Source organism: Stenotrophomonas sp. SMYL11 (assembly GCF_036320005.1).
GTDB lineage: Bacteria > Pseudomonadota > Gammaproteobacteria > Xanthomonadales > Xanthomonadaceae > Stenotrophomonas > Stenotrophomonas maltophilia_A.
This window is the reverse complement of sequence record NZ_JAWIRS010000024.1, coordinates 33,924-48,452: the sequence shown is the minus strand read 5'-3', so window position 1 is coordinate 48,452 and position 14,529 is coordinate 33,924. Positions and strand designations below refer to the sequence as shown.

The window sequence follows — 14,529 nt, the reverse complement described above, 5'->3', positions numbered from 1 at the left end:
ATGTTGCTCTGCATATCGCCGCGGCCCCGCGCTCCGGCGACAATACGGGTTCGAGCTGTTCCCCGTTCCCGTAATCGAGTGACTGATGAGCGCCTCTTTCGTTTCGCCTGATGTGATCCGCCGCCTGTTCGCGCAGGCCATGTCCCGTATGTACCGCACCGAAGTGCCGCTGTACGGCACGCTGGTGGAACTGGTGGAGCGGATCAACGCGCAGGTGCTTGACCAGGACCCTGCGCTGGCCGCGCAGCTGCAGCGCAACGACGAGCGCGCGCGCCTGGATGAAGAGCGCCACGGCGCGATCCGGGTCGGCACCGTGCAGGAACTGGCCACGCTGCGCCGCCTGTTCGCGGTGATGGGCATGTATCCGGTCGGTTACTACGACCTGTCTGTGGCCGGCGTGCCGGTGCATTCCACCGCGTTCCGCCCGCTCACCGGCGCTGCGCTTGCACAGAACCCGTTCCGCGTGTTCACTTCGCTGCTGCGCCTGGAGCTGATCGAAGACGAAGCGCTGCGCGCCGAATCGGCGAAGATCCTTGCGCGCCGCCACATCTTCACCGAGGGCGCACTGGCGCTGATCGACCAGGCCGAGCGTGAAGGTGGCCTGTCGCAGGCCGATGCCGGGCGCTTCGTCGATGAAGCCTTGGAAACTTTCCGTTGGCATGGCGACGCCACCGTCGATCTGCCGACCTACCACGCGCTGCACAACGCGCATCGCCTGGTGGCCGACGTGGTCAGCTTCCGCGGCCCGCACATCAACCATCTGACGCCGCGTACGCTGGATATCGACGCTGCGCAGGCCGCGATGATCGAACACGGCATGGCCGCCAAGGCGGTGATCGAAGGCCCGCCGCGCCGCGCCTGCCCGATCCTGCTGCGCCAGACCAGCTTCAAGGCACTGGAAGAAGCGGTCCATTTCCCGGACAGCGACGGCGGCGATGCCGGCACCCATACTGCGCGCTTTGGCGAGATCGAACAGCGCGGCCTGGCCCTGACCCCGAAGGGCCGCGCGCTGTACGACCAGCTGCTGTCGCAGGCGCGCGATGCCGGTGGCGAAGGCAGCACCGGCGGCGACTACGGCCAGCGCCTGCAGGCGGTGTTCGCCAGCTTCCCAGATGACCATGACACGCTGCGCCAGGAAGGCCTGGGCTATTACCGCTACCAGCTGACCGATGCAGGCCGCGCCGCGCCGGAGCGCGTGGCTGATCTGCCGGCCGAAGTGCTGGTGGCCGGGGGCCTGGCCACCGCCGACCCGATCGTCTACGAGGATTTCCTGCCGGTCAGCGCCGCAGGCATCTTCCAGTCGAACCTGGGCGGTGAAGAACAGCGTGCGTATGCCGCACACGCCAACCGCGATGCCTTCGAGCAGGCGCTGGGCGTGGCGGTGAATGACGAGTTCGAGATCTACGAGCGGCTGCAGGCCGAATCGCTGGCGGCGCTGCGCACCGCGTGAAGGTAGAGCCGGGGGGGGGGGGGGGGGGGGGGGGGGGGGGGGGGGCGGGGGGGGGGGCCCCCCCCCCCCCCCCGGCTCTACCAGGGGCCCCGGATCTCAGCCCTTCATCGTGCCGGTATCCAGCCAGCGCTGGTGCCACGACAGCGCTTCCGGCAGCAGGTGCGGGGTGTGCTTGCCGTAGCTCTCGCGGCTGGCGCGGTCGAAGTAATCCTGCAGCTGCGGGCGGAAATCCGGGTGCGCGCAGTTGTCGATCAGCACCTGCGCACGCTTGCGCGGGGTCAGGCCACGCAGATCGGCCAGGCCCTGCTCGGTGACGATCACCGACACGTCGTGCTCGGTGTGGTCTACATGGCTGGCCATCGGCACGATCGCCGAGATGGTGCCGTTCTTCGCGGTGGACGGGCTGAGGAACGCCGACAGGAAACCGTTGCGGGCGAAGTCACCGGAACCGCCAATACCGTTCATGATCCGCGTGCCCATCACGTGCGTCGAATTGACGTTGCCGTAGATGTCCACTTCGATCATGCCGTTCATGCCGATGCAGCCGAGGCGGCGTACCAGTTCCGGATGGTTGGAGATTTCCTGCGTGCGCATGATGATGCGTTCGCGGTAGAAATCGATGTTCTCCTTGAACGTCTCGTTGGCCTGCGGGCTCAGCGCGAAGCCGGTGCACGAGGCATAACTCAGCACGCCATCGCGCAGCAGGTCGAGCATGCCGTCCTGGATCACTTCGGTGAATGCGGCCAGGTCGCGGAAACCGCTCTTGGCCAGGCCGGCCAGCACCGCATTCGGAATGTTGCCCACGCCCGACTGCAGCGGCAGCAGGTTTGGCGGCAGGCGGCCCTTCTTCACCTCGTGCTTGAGGAACTCGATCAGGTGCGAAGCGATCTGTTCGCTGGTTGCATCGATCGGGCTGAACGGGCTGTTGCGGTCCGGGCCGTTCGTGCGCACCACGGCCACGATCTTGTCCGGGTCGCAGCGCAGCGCGGTGTCGCCGATGCGGTCGTTGGCGTTCACCAGCGGAATCGGCTTGCGGTGCGGCGGCAGCGCCGTGCCGTAGTAGATGTCATGCATGCCGTCAACGCCGGCCGGCTGCCATTCGTTGACCTCGACAATCACCTTCTTGGCCAGGTCCAGCCAGGTCTTGTTGTTGCCCACCGAGGTGGAGGGCACCAGCGAACCGTCTTCGCGGATGGCCGAGACTTCGATCACGGCGGTATCGATTTCGCCATAGAAGCCGAACCAGACGTGCTGGGCCACGTGGCTGAGGTGGATGTCGATGTAATCCAGCTTGCCCTCGTTGATGCGGTTGCGCGCATCCGGGTCGCTCTGGAACGGCATGCGCATGGCGATGCCATCGGCCTTGGCCAGCGCGCCATCGAGTTCCGGCGCGGTGGAGGCGCCAGTCATCAGGCTGATCTGGAAGGGCTGGCCCTGGGCATGCACCGCTTCGATGCGGCGGGCCAGTTCAACGGGAACGGCCTTGGGATACCCGGAGCCGGTAAAGCCGCTCATGGCCACGGTTTCACCGGGCTGGATCAGCGCGGCTGCGGCCTCTGCGGAGACCACGCGGTCACGGAGACGCGCGTTGGCGATGCGATCAACAGACATGACGACACGTGTTGCTGGGGGGAATTCCGATTATCGGCCATCCTCATCCGTACGGGGGGTTCTACCTTCGTGGAATGGCTTTTCCCGCAGGGGTCACCCAAACCCGCCGGTTTTGTTTTGCAGTGCAGCGTGCAAAGTGCTTTCGCAGCCCGCACGATGGACCTGCATCCCGACGTGGGGGAGGGAGCAGAGCCCGCTGGCAGTTCGCTGCAAGCGGGCTTTTTTATTGCCTGTCGCCCAATATGAATGCGCGGCCTCCATTATCGGTAGTGGCGGCGGGGGGGGGGGGGCGGCGGGGGGGGGCGGGGGGGGGGGGGGGTGGGCCGGGCGCGGGGGGCCGCGGACCGGGGGTGCCGGCCGCTGGCCGGCAACTGCGGGAGGCCGCGGCGGAATCGTCGGATCTGCCGGCCAGCGGCCGGCACTACCGGGTCATCGGATTCGCTGGGCAGCGGCCGGCGTTAACGGGTCGATACAATCAGCCCATGACCCTCACCCCCGCTGACCTGCCCGCCTTCCTGCAGCCTCTTGTCGACCGCGCCCTGACGCGCCTGGCCCAGGTCCTGCCCGAGCCCGTCCCGGCCGACCTGCTGCCTTTGCTGAACCAGCTGGCGGTGGCCAGCGACTTCGCGCTGGACACCCTCGTGCGGCAACCGGCCTTGCTGGCACAGCTGGCCGCGCCCGGCTGCCCGCCGATCCCAACGCCGGTGCTCGATCCTCTGCAGCCCAGCGACTGGCCGGCGCAGATCCGTCGCTGGCGCACCGCGATGTCCACACGGCTGATCTGGCGCGACCTGGCCGGCCTCGACGACGTGCCGCAGACCCTCGCAGGTGCCACCACCCTGGCCGAGGACTGCCTGCGTCTGGCACTGGATGCCCTGCAGCGGGAATTCGCCCAGCGCCACGGCGTCATCGCCGATGAACACGGCAACCCGCAGCAGCTGGTGGTGTTCGGCCTCGGCAAGCTCGGCGGTGGCGAGCTCAACTTCAGTTCCGATGTGGATCTGGTCTACGCCTATCCGCAGGGCGGTGAATCCGATGGGCCGCGGCCGTTGGCGGCCGAAGAGTATTTCGCCCGCCTCGGCCAGCGTCTGGCCAAGTTGCTGGACGAAACCACCGTCGATGGTTTCAGCCACCGTGTCGACCTGCGCCTGCGCCCCTTCGGCAGCGCCGGCCGCGTCGCATTGTCATTCGCCGCGATGGACCAGTACTTCCAGCGCGAGGGCCGCGACTGGGAACGCTACGCCTGGCTGAAGGCGCGCGCGGTGGCCGGCGATATCGACGCCGGTGAAGCATGGCTGCAGACCCTGCGACCGTTCGTATACCGCCGCTACCTGGACTTCACCGCACTCGACGGCCTGCGCGAGATGAAGGCGGCAATCACCGCCGAAGTCGCGCGCCGTGAACTGCACGACGACATCAAGCGCGGCGCCGGCGGCATCCGCGAAATCGAATTCCTGTGCCAGGCGCTGCAGCTGATCCGCGGTGGTCGCGAACCGGCACTGCGCGAGCGTCGGCTGCTGGTGGCGCTGGACGCACTGGTGGCTGCGGGGCAGATCGCGCCGGAGGATGGCAGTGCACTGCGCGAGGCGTACCTGTTCCTGCGCCGGCTGGAAAACCGCCTGCAGATGCTGCGTGATGCGCAGACGCATGTGTTGCCCAGTGATGCGCTCGACCGCGAACGCATCGCCGTCGGCCTGGGCTATCCCGACTGGGACGTGCTGCGTGCGGCGCTTGCCGTGCAGCAGCAGCGGGTCAGTACCGAATTCGCCGCGTTGCTGGCACCGCGCAAGGGCCAGGCCGCGCCCGACGCGCTGGCCAACTATTGGCGCAGCCTGCCCGAAGGCAGCAACGCACCGCTGCTGGCCGAAGCCGGTTTCCTCGATGCCAACGGCGCCGACCAGTCGCTGCGCGATTTCGCCCAGGGCACCGGCGTGAAGTCGTTGTCCGATGCCGCGCGTGCGCGGCTGGATCGCGTACTGCCCGCGTTGCTGCATGCGGCCACGCGCTCGCCACAGCCCGATGCCGCGCTCAAGCGCGTGCTTGGCCTGCTGCAGGCGGTGTTGCGCCGAACGAGTTATCTCGCCTTGCTGGACGAACAGCCCAGCGCGTTGGCGCGGCTGGTAGACGTGCTGGCGCGCAGCGCGCTGCTGGCCGAGCGGTTGGCGGCGTATCCGCTGCTGCTGGACGAACTGCTGGACGTGCGCGTGTCCGGGCCGATGCCGGATGCCGCCGGCATGCTGGCCGAGTGCCAGCAGGTGCTGGCGGTGGACGATCCCGAATCCGCGCTGCGCTGGCTCAATGAAACGCGGCTGGCACTCAGCTTCCGCATGGCGATGGCCACGCTGGATGGCCGCCAGGGCGCGGTGGACAGCACCCGGCAACTGGCCGAGCTGGCGCAGGCAGTGGTGGTCACCGTGTTGGCGATGGCCGAAGCGGACATGCATGCCGCGCACGGCGAGATTGCCGGCGGGCGCTTCGCGATCATCGGCTATGGCAGCCTCGGTGGGCTTGAACTGGGCTTCGGTTCCGATCTGGACCTGGTGTTCCTGCACGACAACCCGGCCGGGGTGGATGCCAGCAATGGCGCGCGTCCGCTGGAGCCGGGGCGCTGGTATGCGCGGCTGGCGCAGAAGGTGATGGCGCTCCTTGGCGCGGTCACCGCTGCCGGTCGCCTGTACGACATCGACGTGCGCCTGCGCCCGGATGGCGGCAAGGGTTCGCTGGTGTCTTCGTTGGCCAGTTACACCGAATACCAGCGCGAACGCGCGTGGACCTGGGAGCACCAGGCGCTGGTGCGCGCGCGTGGCGTGGCCGGCGATGCCAGCCTGTTGGCCGACTTCGAGCAGGTGCGTGCGCAGACGCTCGGGCGTGAGCGCGATCCGGGTGTGCTGTATGCGGACGTGTTGAAGATGCGCGGGCGCATGCGCACCGAACTGGACCGCAGCGATGCCGCGCGGCTGGACCTGAAGCAGGGCGCGGGTGGCGTCGTGGACCTGGAGTTCCTGCTGCAGACCGGTGTGCTTGCGCGCAGTGCCCAGCATGTGGCGTTGCTGCAGCCTCGCGACACGCCGTCGTTGATCGATGCGTTGGCGGTTGCCGGATTCCTGCCGGAAGACACCGCACAGGCGCTGCACGGAGCACATGCCACGCTGCTGGATGTTGGGCTGGCCTGCACGCTGGATCGACGTCCGCGACTGGCACCGACCACGCCCGCGATTGAAGAGGCGTGTGCGGCGATTACGGCAGCGTGCATCGCCGCGGAGCTGCCGTTCGCCTGAAGGGTTGCACCCGCCAGGGCAATGGCCTGGCGATGCCCCGCCGGATCAATGATCTGAGCGTTGGCCTGCTGTTGGTAGGTGCCAACCTTGGTTGGCACAACCCATCAGCGTTCATGGCCCCGGCAACAGCGTGCCAACCAAGGTCGGCAGCTACCGGATCAATGGCTTGCGGATGGCCCGCCGGATCAATGATCTGAGCGTTGGCCTGCTGTTGGTAGGTGCCAACCTTGGTTGGCACAACCCGTCAGCGTTCATGACCCCGGCAACAGCGTGCCAACCAAGGTTGGCACCTACCAGAGCTATGGCCTGGCGATGACCCGCTGTTGGTAGATGCCAACCTTGGTTGGCACAACCCATCAGCGTTCATGATCCCGGCAACAGCGTGCCAACCAAGGTTGGCACCTACCAGAGCTATGGCCTGGCGATGACCCGCTGTTGGTAGATGCCAACCTTGGTTGGCACAACCCGTCAGCGTTCATGACCCCGGCAACAGCGTGCCAACCAAGGTTGGCACCTACCAGAGGGTGTGCGGTCAGCTGGTGGTGCGCAGCGGCGCCATCTTCCACAACAGCGCGCGGAACGGCGCCAGCAGGCAGACGCCAATCGCCAGCTTCACCGCCAGGTCGCCGGCAGCCCAGCTCACCCATGGCAGGGTCGAACCGGCAAACGCGATCGACCAGAAAATGGTGGTATCCACCGTCGCGCTGCAGGTGGTGGCCACCATCGGTGCGCGCCACCAGCTGCCACGGCGCAGGCGGTCGAACACGGTGATGTCCAGCAGCTGCGCCACGATGAAAGCCGAGCACGAGGCAATGGCGATGCGCGGGGTGGCCACCCAGATCGACAGCAGCACCGCCACCGCGAAACCGATCCACGCCACGCGGCGGGCAGGGCCCGGGCCGAAGCGGCGGTTGATCAGGTTGCTGACCAGGAACGCGACCGGGTAACTGAAGGCACCCCAGGTCAGCCAATCGTTGATCGGGTACTGCACCAGTACGTTGGACAGCAGCACCACCGCGCCCATGGCCAGCACCGCCAGCACCAGGGCGCGGGCGGTCAACGGGGCAAACACAGGGGCAGGACGCACGGACATGGCGAGCCAGGGGGACAAAGAGGATCGCCCATTATCCGCCCGGCTCGCGGCGATGCCAAAACCGGTCGTTCAGTTTTACAGCACTTCGCTCATCACATCGCCGGCGGCATAGGCGGTCGGCACATAGGCCAGCGCCTGGCCCTGCGCGCTCTTCACGGTCCAGCCGGCACCCGCGTCGGTCGGGTCGAAGCGCACCTGCTGGCCGACGACGAAACCGGCAATCGGGTCATCGCCTGCAGCCGCCGGCCATTGCAGCGTTGCGGTCTGGTCGGCCTTGCCGGGCACCTGCAGGTGCACCTGGCGATCACCGGCTGGCGTGGTGGCGACCTGCTTCACTTCCATCGGTGGCAGCGGCACCGCCGGCGTGCGTGCGGCGACCTTGCCGTTGCGCTCGCTGGCCTTGAACGGGGCCTTGGACAGTTCGGCCAGTCCCATCGACGTGGCCAACGGAATCGACAGCACGATCAGCGACGTGACCAGCACGCTGGTCTGGCCGCTGTTCAACTGCGGCGCGGCGCCGGCATGGACGGTGGGCACCACCAGCGCCGAAAGCAGCAGGGCAGTGGCGGGAACGCGCAGGCAACGGAACATGGAGACCTCCTGGTCAGGGGGGACGGCGGCTCAGCGCCGGGTATCGAAGATGTCGCGCGGGCCGGTGGCCTCGGGCAGGTATTCCAGTGGACGGCCCTGGTTGTCCTTCAGCTGCCAGCCCTGGTCGGTACCGGTCGGTTCGAAGTTCACGGTCTGGCCCACGGTGAACTGCACGGCGGGATCGCCGATGCCGCGCGGGTACTGCATCGATGCGGTGTTCTGCGGGTCGTTGGCATCGCGCAGCAGCACTTCGCGGCGGCCATCGACGGTGGTGGCGATGGCGCTCACCTGCATCTGCGGCAGCTTTATCTGCTGCGGGCGGGCCAGCGGCTGGCCAGCATCGGCGGCATCCTGGGCTTCCTTCGCCGCTGCCGCGCGGGCCGATGCCACCATCTGCGTGGACATCTCCAGGCTCGGTCCCTGCGGGCCCGGGTCGTGGATGATCACGATGCGGCGCTCTGCATGAGCGGCCGTGGACCAGGCCAGGCTTGCGACGATCAGCATGGGCATCAGGACGGCGGGCAGGGTACGCATGTCGTTCTCCTTGCTGGATTCAGGGTGTGGCGGCGGCAGCACCAGCTACCGGCACGTGAGGGATCACCAGTTCCTGCTGCAGCTGGCCGCGCTGGTGCAGGAAGTCGAACACCGATTCCACCGTCACCACCGAATAGTTGCCGGAGATGCGTTCGCCGGCCGGATGATCGGTGGTAGTGGCGTTGGCCACGAACAGGCGCGCACCCACGCGCTTGCCCAGGCCGATATGCAGCACGCTGGGCTGGTACTTCTGCTGGCGCAGCCACTGCTGCGCCTGTTCGCGCTTGACGATGGCCGGCGCGCCTTCGGCCTGCGCCATCGCCGCGGCCAGCACTTCCAGCACCCACTGATTGGAGTTCTGGTAGTCGGTGGCGAACGGGTAGGCAACCACGTTGTACTTCGTTTCGTGCAGCGCCTTGGGCTGGATCGATGGTGACACCAGCATCGCTTTCAACGCGGCACGCAACGGTGCCGAGGGCACGCCGATGCGCAGATCGGTATGGCCGCCGCTCTCGCCGACGAAGTTGCCCAGCCCTTCGAGGTACAGCTGCGAGCTGTCGGTTTTGCAGCGGTTGAGCAGGTGCATCGCGCGCCAGCGGCCATTGTCCTCACGCACCAGGAAGGCCAGGTGGCTGTGGCGCAGGCCATAGCGGCTCAGGTCCTGGCCACCGCGCGCGGCCACCACCACGTCCACATCGGGCAGCGCGTCCAGGCGCTCAGCGGTGGTCCAGGCCACGTCCAGCATCGCCGCCTGCGCGGCCACGCTCGGGTAGCGCTCGCGGCATTCGGTGCTGTTGGCCCAGGCCGGTGCGGTTGCCAGCAGGCTGGCAATCAGCAACGCGGCGTGGGGCAGGCGGGAAAAACGATCCATGTCGATACCTTCAACGGCGGGCAGGCCCGCGCGCCGATCATACGCTGCTCAGCGCAGGGGACGATCCACGCCCTTGCGCTGGAGTTCCTTGTCGCAGGCATCGCTGATCGGGGCCACCGGCAGCGGTGGGCGCTGGCCAGTCTTCGGATCTCGCAGCGCTGGCTGATCGCGGTATGCATCCAGCTGCTGCTGGCATTGATACGAGATCGGATCCAGCTCGGTGGGCGTGGTGGAACAGGCGGCGAGCAGGGCCAAGGGCAGCAGGAGCAGGGTACGCATGAAGACGTTCAGCGTGATGGAGGAAGCTGGACTCTAACCGCGGTACCGGATCGAAATGTTCAGAAAACGCTGCGCGGCCGGGTAACGGAGGGTCGGACCACGTCGGTGGGGCTTGGGCCACGGCGGGGTAGAGTCGACTGTTAGTCGACTGCCGTTGGCGATATGGCTGAAAAAGCCCCGCGCTGCGCGCGGTAGTCGACTAACAGTCGACTCTACCCGGTCGACTCCTTTCCCGGGTCATTGCGCAAGCGCCAGGCGCTGTTTCACCTCCGCCGCCACCCGCGCGGTCTCGCGCAGCGGCTCGATGCGGTCGTACTGCCAGTCCAGCCAGCGTTCCTGCAATCGGCCGCGCTCGCGCAGCTGCTGCTGGAAGCGCGCCAGCCGCCCCTGCACGGTATCGGCCAGCGCCACCATCACCGGCATGCGCGTGGCGCAGGCTTCAGACAGCAGGTTCACCGAATCGGGCGAGACCACCACGCGGTTGGCCCAGCCGAGCAGACCGCCATAAGGATTCGTACCGTCGCCGCCGTCGCCCCAGATCACGTGCGGCAGGTCGGCGAACGTCGCGCGCAGGATCTCGGCCAAGGCCGGCGGTGTGCGCCGCGAGGTGGTGGCCAGCAGGCTGCCACCCTCGCTGCGGATCTGCTCGGCCAGCGCCTGGAACACGCCCACCATCGCGGTCTCGTGCCAGGGCGCCAGCGGCGTCGGCCCGCCCACCAGCAGCGCGGTGCGCGGGCCGGGCAGGGTACTGAAGCCAGCGAACGCGGCGCGGCCCCAGGCCAGCCAGTCGTCGTCCACCGGGTTGAGGCTGCCGAGCAGGGTCAGCACGTTGCTGCCACGCAGGGCATCGTGTTCGGGCACCACCACCATGTCCCAGTGGCGGGCATTGATGCGCGGGTCGAGGATCTGCACCACCTGGCTGCCACGTGCGCGCAGCACGCGCAGTGCGCCGGCGGCCTGGCGGCCACAGCCGATCGCCAGTGGCGGTGCATCCGCGGCCAGCGTCGCGAATGCCTCGCCATAGCCGTTCGCATCACCGGGCAGCCGCCGCGGCGACAGCCAGCGCCAAGGCGCGCGGGGCTGCAGGACCAGCGGCCGATGGGTGCCCTGGCGCAGCGCAGAGGCCAGCGCGACCGCTTGGCGGACATTGCCCGCGCGGCCGTCCGTGACCGTCCAGGGCGCACTCGATCGTTTCACCTGTGGCATTAATTCGTTTCAGCTCTGCTGGGTGTTGCAACAGTCGCGACACTCTACACTGCGGCTCGTCGTTTCGCCCCGCGCCGCCCGCGGGCACTGACTTCCCTTAGCCGCCCTGGAGATCCACCGATGTCCCACGCGCTCGACGCTGCTGCCCTCGACCAGCTGTTCCGCACAGCCCGCACCCAGAACGCTTTCCTCGACAAGCCGGTCCCGGCCAGCCTGCTGCAGGAACTGTACGACCTGGTGAAGTGGGGCCCGACCGCCGCCAACACCACGCCGGCCCGCTTCGTCTTCGTCACCTCGAAGGAAGCCAAGGCCAAGCTGGCCCCGGCCCTGTCCGAAGGCAACCACGACAAGACCATGGCCGCCCCGGTCACCGTCATCATCGGCTTCGACCTGGACTTCCACGAGAAGCTGCCGTACCTGTTCCCGCACACCGATGCCAAGGCCTGGTTCGACGGCCCGCAGGAAGGCCGCCACGAAGCCGCCATCCGCAACGGCAGCCTGCAGGGCGCCTACCTGATCCTGGCCGCACGCGCGCTGGGCCTGGATGCCGGCCCGATGTCGGGCTTCGATGCAGCCAAGGTGGATGAAGCCTTCTTCGCCGGCACCTCCATCAAGTCGAATTTCCTGGTCAACCTGGGTTACGGTGACTCGGCGGGCCTGTTCCCGCGTCTGCCGCGCCTGTCGTTCGACGAAGCGGCGCGCATCGCGTAAGTCGCTGTATCGGTTTCGGGCCGTCCCCTTGGCGGTCCCTGCTGTACCCACCCTACGATCCGGAGAGTTCCTGAGATGAGCGCCACCCGTAAACTGCTGCTGCCGCTGGCCCTGACCCTGGCCATCGCCGCCTGCTCCAAGCCGGCCGACACCGCTGCCCCGGCTGCTGACGCCGCCGCCCCGGCCACCACCGAACAGGCTGCTACCCCGGCCGCCGATGCCGCCGCCGCTGCGCCGGCCGCCGAAGCGATCCAGATCGCCTCGGGCACCTACAAGCTGGACCCGACCCACACCGACGTGCTGGCCCAGTGGAGCCACTTCGGCTTCTCCAACCCGAGCGCGCACTTCGGCAACGTCGAAGGCACCCTGATGTACAACGCCGAAGACGTGACCAAGTCCACCGTGGAAGTGAAGCTGCCGCTGAGCGGCCTGAACAGCTTTACCGCCAAGTTCGACGAGCACCTGAAGAGCGCCGACTTCTTCGACGCCGCCAAGTTCGCCGATGCCACCTTCAAGAGCACCAAGGTGGAAGCGGCCGGCACCAACAAGCTGACCGTCACCGGTGACCTGACCATCAAGGGCATCACCAAGCCGGTCACCCTGGACGTCACCGTCAACGGCGGCGGCGAGCATCCGATGGCCAAGGTTCCGGCCGCTGGCTTCGATGCCACCACCACGCTGAAGCGCAGCGATTTCGGCGTCGGCGCCTACGCCCCGAACGTCAGCGATGAAGTGAAGATCCGCATCACCACCGAAGCCACCGGCGAAAAGCCGGCGGCTTGATGCACCCAGCTCACTCGTCGTGAGAAGGCAGAAGGCCCGCTGAAAAGCGGGCCTTCTTTTTGGGGCGTGGGGGACGCCTTGGTAGATGCCAACCTTGGTTGGCACACGAGCACTTCGCAGGCCAACCAAGGTTGGCCACTACCGGTTCATGCAGGGCCGGAGAGTGCTTTGGCAGGTGCCAACCTTGGTTGGCACACGAGCATTTCGCGGGCCAACCAAGGTTGGCCACTACCGGTTCATGCAGGGCCGGAGAGTGCTTTGGTAGGTGCCAACCTTGGTTGGCACACGAGTATTTCGCAGGCCAACCAAGGTTGGCCACTACCGGTTCATACAGGGCCGGAAAGTGCTTTGGTAGGTGCCAACCTTGGTTGGCACACGAGCATTTCGCAGGCCAACCAAGGTTGGCCACTACCGGTTCATGCAGGGCCGGAGAGTGCTTTGGTAGGTGCCAACCTTGGTTGGCACACGAGCATTTCGCGGGCCAGCCAAGGTTGGCACTACCGGGTACGCGCGTTCAGCGCAACGCGCCCAACCAAGCTCCACACGCTTCGCTCGGGCTCTGCTTGGCCTTCACTGTCATCCCGCTTACACGCACGAAAGTCTGCGCGGCCTGCGCCACCACCTGGCGTGTGATCAGCGCCGCCTGCTTGGTCGCGGCCTGCTGCTTACGCAGCTGCACGATGTTGATCGAAGGCCGGCCGACCGGTGCGTACTTCTGGTCGCGGCGCAGCACGTCGGCTACCTGCGCAACTTCGAATTCGGCCTGCAGGTAGCGGTGCTGTGCCTCCACCAGCTCACGCAGCGGTACGCGCAGGGCAGCGGTGTCGGCGAAGGCAGCCAGTGCCGCATCGCAGGCGGCGTCATCGGCGAAGCGGGTACGCAGCGCGTCCACGCTGGCCAGGGTCAGTTTGGCCATGTGGGCCTCGTTGCTGCAGGAAAGGAGCGCGATTGTCGCATTGCTTGCCGGCTGACGCGTTGAACCGGGCGGCGGAATACCTGTAGAGCCGAGCCCATGCTCGGCTCATCGCGCGTAGCGCGATGCGTGCGGGTTTTGGGCTGCCGCTGCTGATCTTCGCGCTGCAGGTGGCGTCCAGCACGGTAGTGGCGGGCGGGGGGGGGGGGGGGGGGGGGGCGGGCGGCGGGGGAAGAGGGTGGCGGGGCGCGCCCGGGCCGCAGGTGGCGTCCAGCACGGTAGTGCCGGCCGCTGGCCGGCAGCTGCAGGTTCCTGCCGAAGGATCATGAGGTTGCCGGCCAGCGGCCGGCACTACCTGTTGTAGGGCGTGCGGACCAACGGTCCGCACCTACCGTCTTTGGGTCAATCGCCGTCGGTTTCGTCCGGGTGGGCCTTCCAGTAGCCGGTCGAGCGGATCCAGTCGCGCGGCACGCCCAGGTGGCCTTCGATGAACTTGCGCATCATCCGGGCGCGGCGCGATTCGGTGGCGATCCAGTAGAAGACATCGCCGTCCGGTGCTTCGAAGTCGGTCAGCATGTCTTCCAGCAGCGTGCTGGTCGCTGCCGGGAAGCCATTGCGCTCCAGCCAGTGGATACGCACGTTCTCGTACTGCGGCAGGTCTTGGCGTTCGGCTTCATCGCTCACTTCGATGAAGGCCTGCACCTCGGCATCCTCCGGCAGCACGTCCAGCCAGCGGGCGATGGCCGGCAGCGCGGTTTCATCGCCGATCAGCACATAGGCGTCGTAGCTGTCGGCCACCACGAACGAGCCGCGCGGGCCGCCGATCACCAGCACGTCGCCAGCCTGCGCCTGCTCGGCCCACGGCCCGGCAATGCCCTGGTCGTGCAGCACGAAGTCGATGGCCAGCTCGCCGGTTTCGTGGTCCCACCAGCGCGGGGTGTAGTCGCGCGCCGGCGAGGGCTCCTTGCCGGCCGGGTAGCTGCGGCCTTCAGCGGTCAGCACCGGCAGCACCATCTCGCCGCTGGCATTGGGGAAGAACAGCTTGATGTGGTCGTCGGCGCCGGGCGAATCGAAGCCGGCCAGATCGTCGCCGCCCAGCACCACGCGGCGCATGTGCGGGGTGACGTCTTCGGTGCGCAGCACGGTCAGTTCACGGAAGCGCACATCCAGGCGCAGGCGCGTGTTGTTGTGTTCGGTCATGGGGTTACC

The 14,529-nt window shown here is 67.5% G+C and carries 13 protein-coding genes; 4 read left to right on the top strand and 9 right to left on the bottom strand.

Annotation, left to right across the window (positions count from 1 at the left end; translation table 11 throughout):
* Positions 1–85: 85 nt before the first annotated feature.
* Complete coding sequence (gene hglS, locus V3B46_RS21185) at positions 86–1,450, top strand: 2-oxoadipate dioxygenase/decarboxylase HglS (RefSeq protein ID WP_329892831.1); 1,365 nt, start codon at positions 86–88, stop codon at positions 1,448–1,450.
* A gap of 96 nt (positions 1,451–1,546) precedes the next feature.
* Here hglS and scpC read toward each other — a convergent pair whose 3' ends face one another.
* A complete protein-coding gene (gene scpC, locus V3B46_RS21180) occupies positions 1,547–3,061 on the bottom strand; it encodes a succinyl-CoA:acetate CoA-transferase ScpC (RefSeq protein ID WP_012509864.1) in 1,515 nt (504 codons plus the stop codon).
* Positions 3,062–3,543: 482 nt separating this feature from the next.
* On the opposite strand from scpC, the gene glnE reads away from it, so the two are divergent.
* A complete protein-coding gene (gene glnE, locus V3B46_RS21175) occupies positions 3,544–6,339 on the top strand; it encodes a bifunctional [glutamate--ammonia ligase]-adenylyl-L-tyrosine phosphorylase/[glutamate--ammonia-ligase] adenylyltransferase (RefSeq protein ID WP_329892830.1) in 2,796 nt (931 codons plus the stop codon).
* A gap of 532 nt (positions 6,340–6,871) precedes the next feature.
* Here the strand turns inward: glnE and V3B46_RS21170 are convergent.
* From V3B46_RS21170 to V3B46_RS21145, 6 genes are all read right to left on the bottom strand, one after another.
* Positions 6,872–7,432 (bottom strand): queuosine precursor transporter, encoded by a 561-nt coding sequence (locus V3B46_RS21170; protein WP_004139497.1) that lies wholly within the window; start codon positions 7,430–7,432, stop codon positions 6,872–6,874.
* A gap of 75 nt (positions 7,433–7,507) precedes the next feature.
* Complete coding sequence (locus tag V3B46_RS21165; protein WP_329892829.1) at positions 7,508–8,023, bottom strand: hypothetical protein; 516 nt, start codon at positions 8,021–8,023, stop codon at positions 7,508–7,510.
* Between the two features lie 30 nt (positions 8,024–8,053).
* Positions 8,054–8,557: a hypothetical protein gene (locus tag V3B46_RS21160; RefSeq protein WP_329892828.1), complete on the bottom strand. Its 504-nt coding sequence runs from the start codon at positions 8,555–8,557 to the stop codon at positions 8,054–8,056.
* 19 nt (positions 8,558–8,576) lie between these two features.
* The gene (locus tag V3B46_RS21155) at positions 8,577–9,428 is read right to left on the bottom strand and encodes a DUF2145 domain-containing protein (RefSeq protein WP_329892827.1); all 852 of its coding nucleotides are present in this window, start codon (positions 9,426–9,428) and stop codon (positions 8,577–8,579) included.
* Between the two features lie 48 nt (positions 9,429–9,476).
* Entirely contained in the window at positions 9,477–9,707 is a 231-nt protein-coding gene (locus tag V3B46_RS21150; RefSeq protein ID WP_329892826.1) for a hypothetical protein, read from the bottom strand.
* A 237-nt stretch (positions 9,708–9,944) separates the two neighbouring features.
* On the bottom strand, positions 9,945–10,913 hold the full coding sequence (locus V3B46_RS21145) for a mitochondrial fission ELM1 family protein (protein WP_329892825.1): 969 nt from the start codon (positions 10,911–10,913) through the stop codon (positions 9,945–9,947).
* A 120-nt stretch (positions 10,914–11,033) separates the two neighbouring features.
* Between V3B46_RS21145 and V3B46_RS21140 the strand changes: the two genes are divergently transcribed.
* Both V3B46_RS21140 and V3B46_RS21135 read left to right on the top strand, forming a co-directional pair.
* A complete protein-coding gene (locus V3B46_RS21140; RefSeq protein ID WP_004139510.1) occupies positions 11,034–11,624 on the top strand; it encodes a malonic semialdehyde reductase in 591 nt (196 codons plus the stop codon).
* Positions 11,625–11,699: 75 nt separating this feature from the next.
* Complete coding sequence (locus V3B46_RS21135) at positions 11,700–12,407, top strand: YceI family protein (protein WP_329892824.1); 708 nt, start codon at positions 11,700–11,702, stop codon at positions 12,405–12,407.
* Positions 12,408–12,921: 514 nt separating this feature from the next.
* On the opposite strand, the gene V3B46_RS21130 is transcribed toward V3B46_RS21135, so the two are convergent.
* Together V3B46_RS21130 and V3B46_RS21125 are read right to left on the bottom strand one after the other, a co-directional pair.
* Entirely contained in the window at positions 12,922–13,323 is a 402-nt protein-coding gene (locus tag V3B46_RS21130) for a hypothetical protein (protein ID WP_329892823.1), read from the bottom strand.
* Positions 13,324–13,722: 399 nt separating this feature from the next.
* Positions 13,723–14,520, bottom strand: a complete 798-nt coding sequence (locus tag V3B46_RS21125) for a siderophore-interacting protein (RefSeq protein ID WP_329892822.1) — start codon at positions 14,518–14,520, stop codon at positions 13,723–13,725.
* Between the last annotated feature and the right edge of the window lie 9 nt (positions 14,521–14,529).

Coding starts and splice junctions, on each gene's coding strand:
- glnE (WP_329892830.1), top strand. CDS start 3,544: ATGACCCTCACCCCCGCTGACCTGCCCGCCTTCCTGCAGCCTCTTGTC.
- V3B46_RS21135 (WP_329892824.1), top strand. CDS start 11,700: ATGAGCGCCACCCGTAAACTGCTGCTGCCGCTGGCCCTGACCCTGGCC.
- V3B46_RS21125 (WP_329892822.1), bottom strand. CDS start 14,520: ATGACCGAACACAACAACACGCGCCTGCGCCTGGATGTGCGCTTCCGT.
- V3B46_RS21155 (WP_329892827.1), bottom strand. CDS start 9,428: ATGGATCGTTTTTCCCGCCTGCCCCACGCCGCGTTGCTGATTGCCAGC.
- V3B46_RS21130 (WP_329892823.1), bottom strand. CDS start 13,323: ATGGCCAAACTGACCCTGGCCAGCGTGGACGCGCTGCGTACCCGCTTC.
- V3B46_RS21140 (WP_004139510.1), top strand. CDS start 11,034: ATGTCCCACGCGCTCGACGCTGCTGCCCTCGACCAGCTGTTCCGCACA.
- scpC (WP_012509864.1), bottom strand. CDS start 3,061: ATGTCTGTTGATCGCATCGCCAACGCGCGTCTCCGTGACCGCGTGGTC.
- V3B46_RS21165 (WP_329892829.1), bottom strand. CDS start 8,023: ATGTTCCGTTGCCTGCGCGTTCCCGCCACTGCCCTGCTGCTTTCGGCG.
- V3B46_RS21145 (WP_329892825.1), bottom strand. CDS start 10,913: ATGCCACAGGTGAAACGATCGAGTGCGCCCTGGACGGTCACGGACGGC.
- V3B46_RS21170 (WP_004139497.1), bottom strand. CDS start 7,432: ATGTCCGTGCGTCCTGCCCCTGTGTTTGCCCCGTTGACCGCCCGCGCC.
- V3B46_RS21150 (WP_329892826.1), bottom strand. CDS start 9,707: ATGCGTACCCTGCTCCTGCTGCCCTTGGCCCTGCTCGCCGCCTGTTCC.
- V3B46_RS21160 (WP_329892828.1), bottom strand. CDS start 8,557: ATGCGTACCCTGCCCGCCGTCCTGATGCCCATGCTGATCGTCGCAAGC.
- hglS (WP_329892831.1), top strand. CDS start 86: ATGAGCGCCTCTTTCGTTTCGCCTGATGTGATCCGCCGCCTGTTCGCG.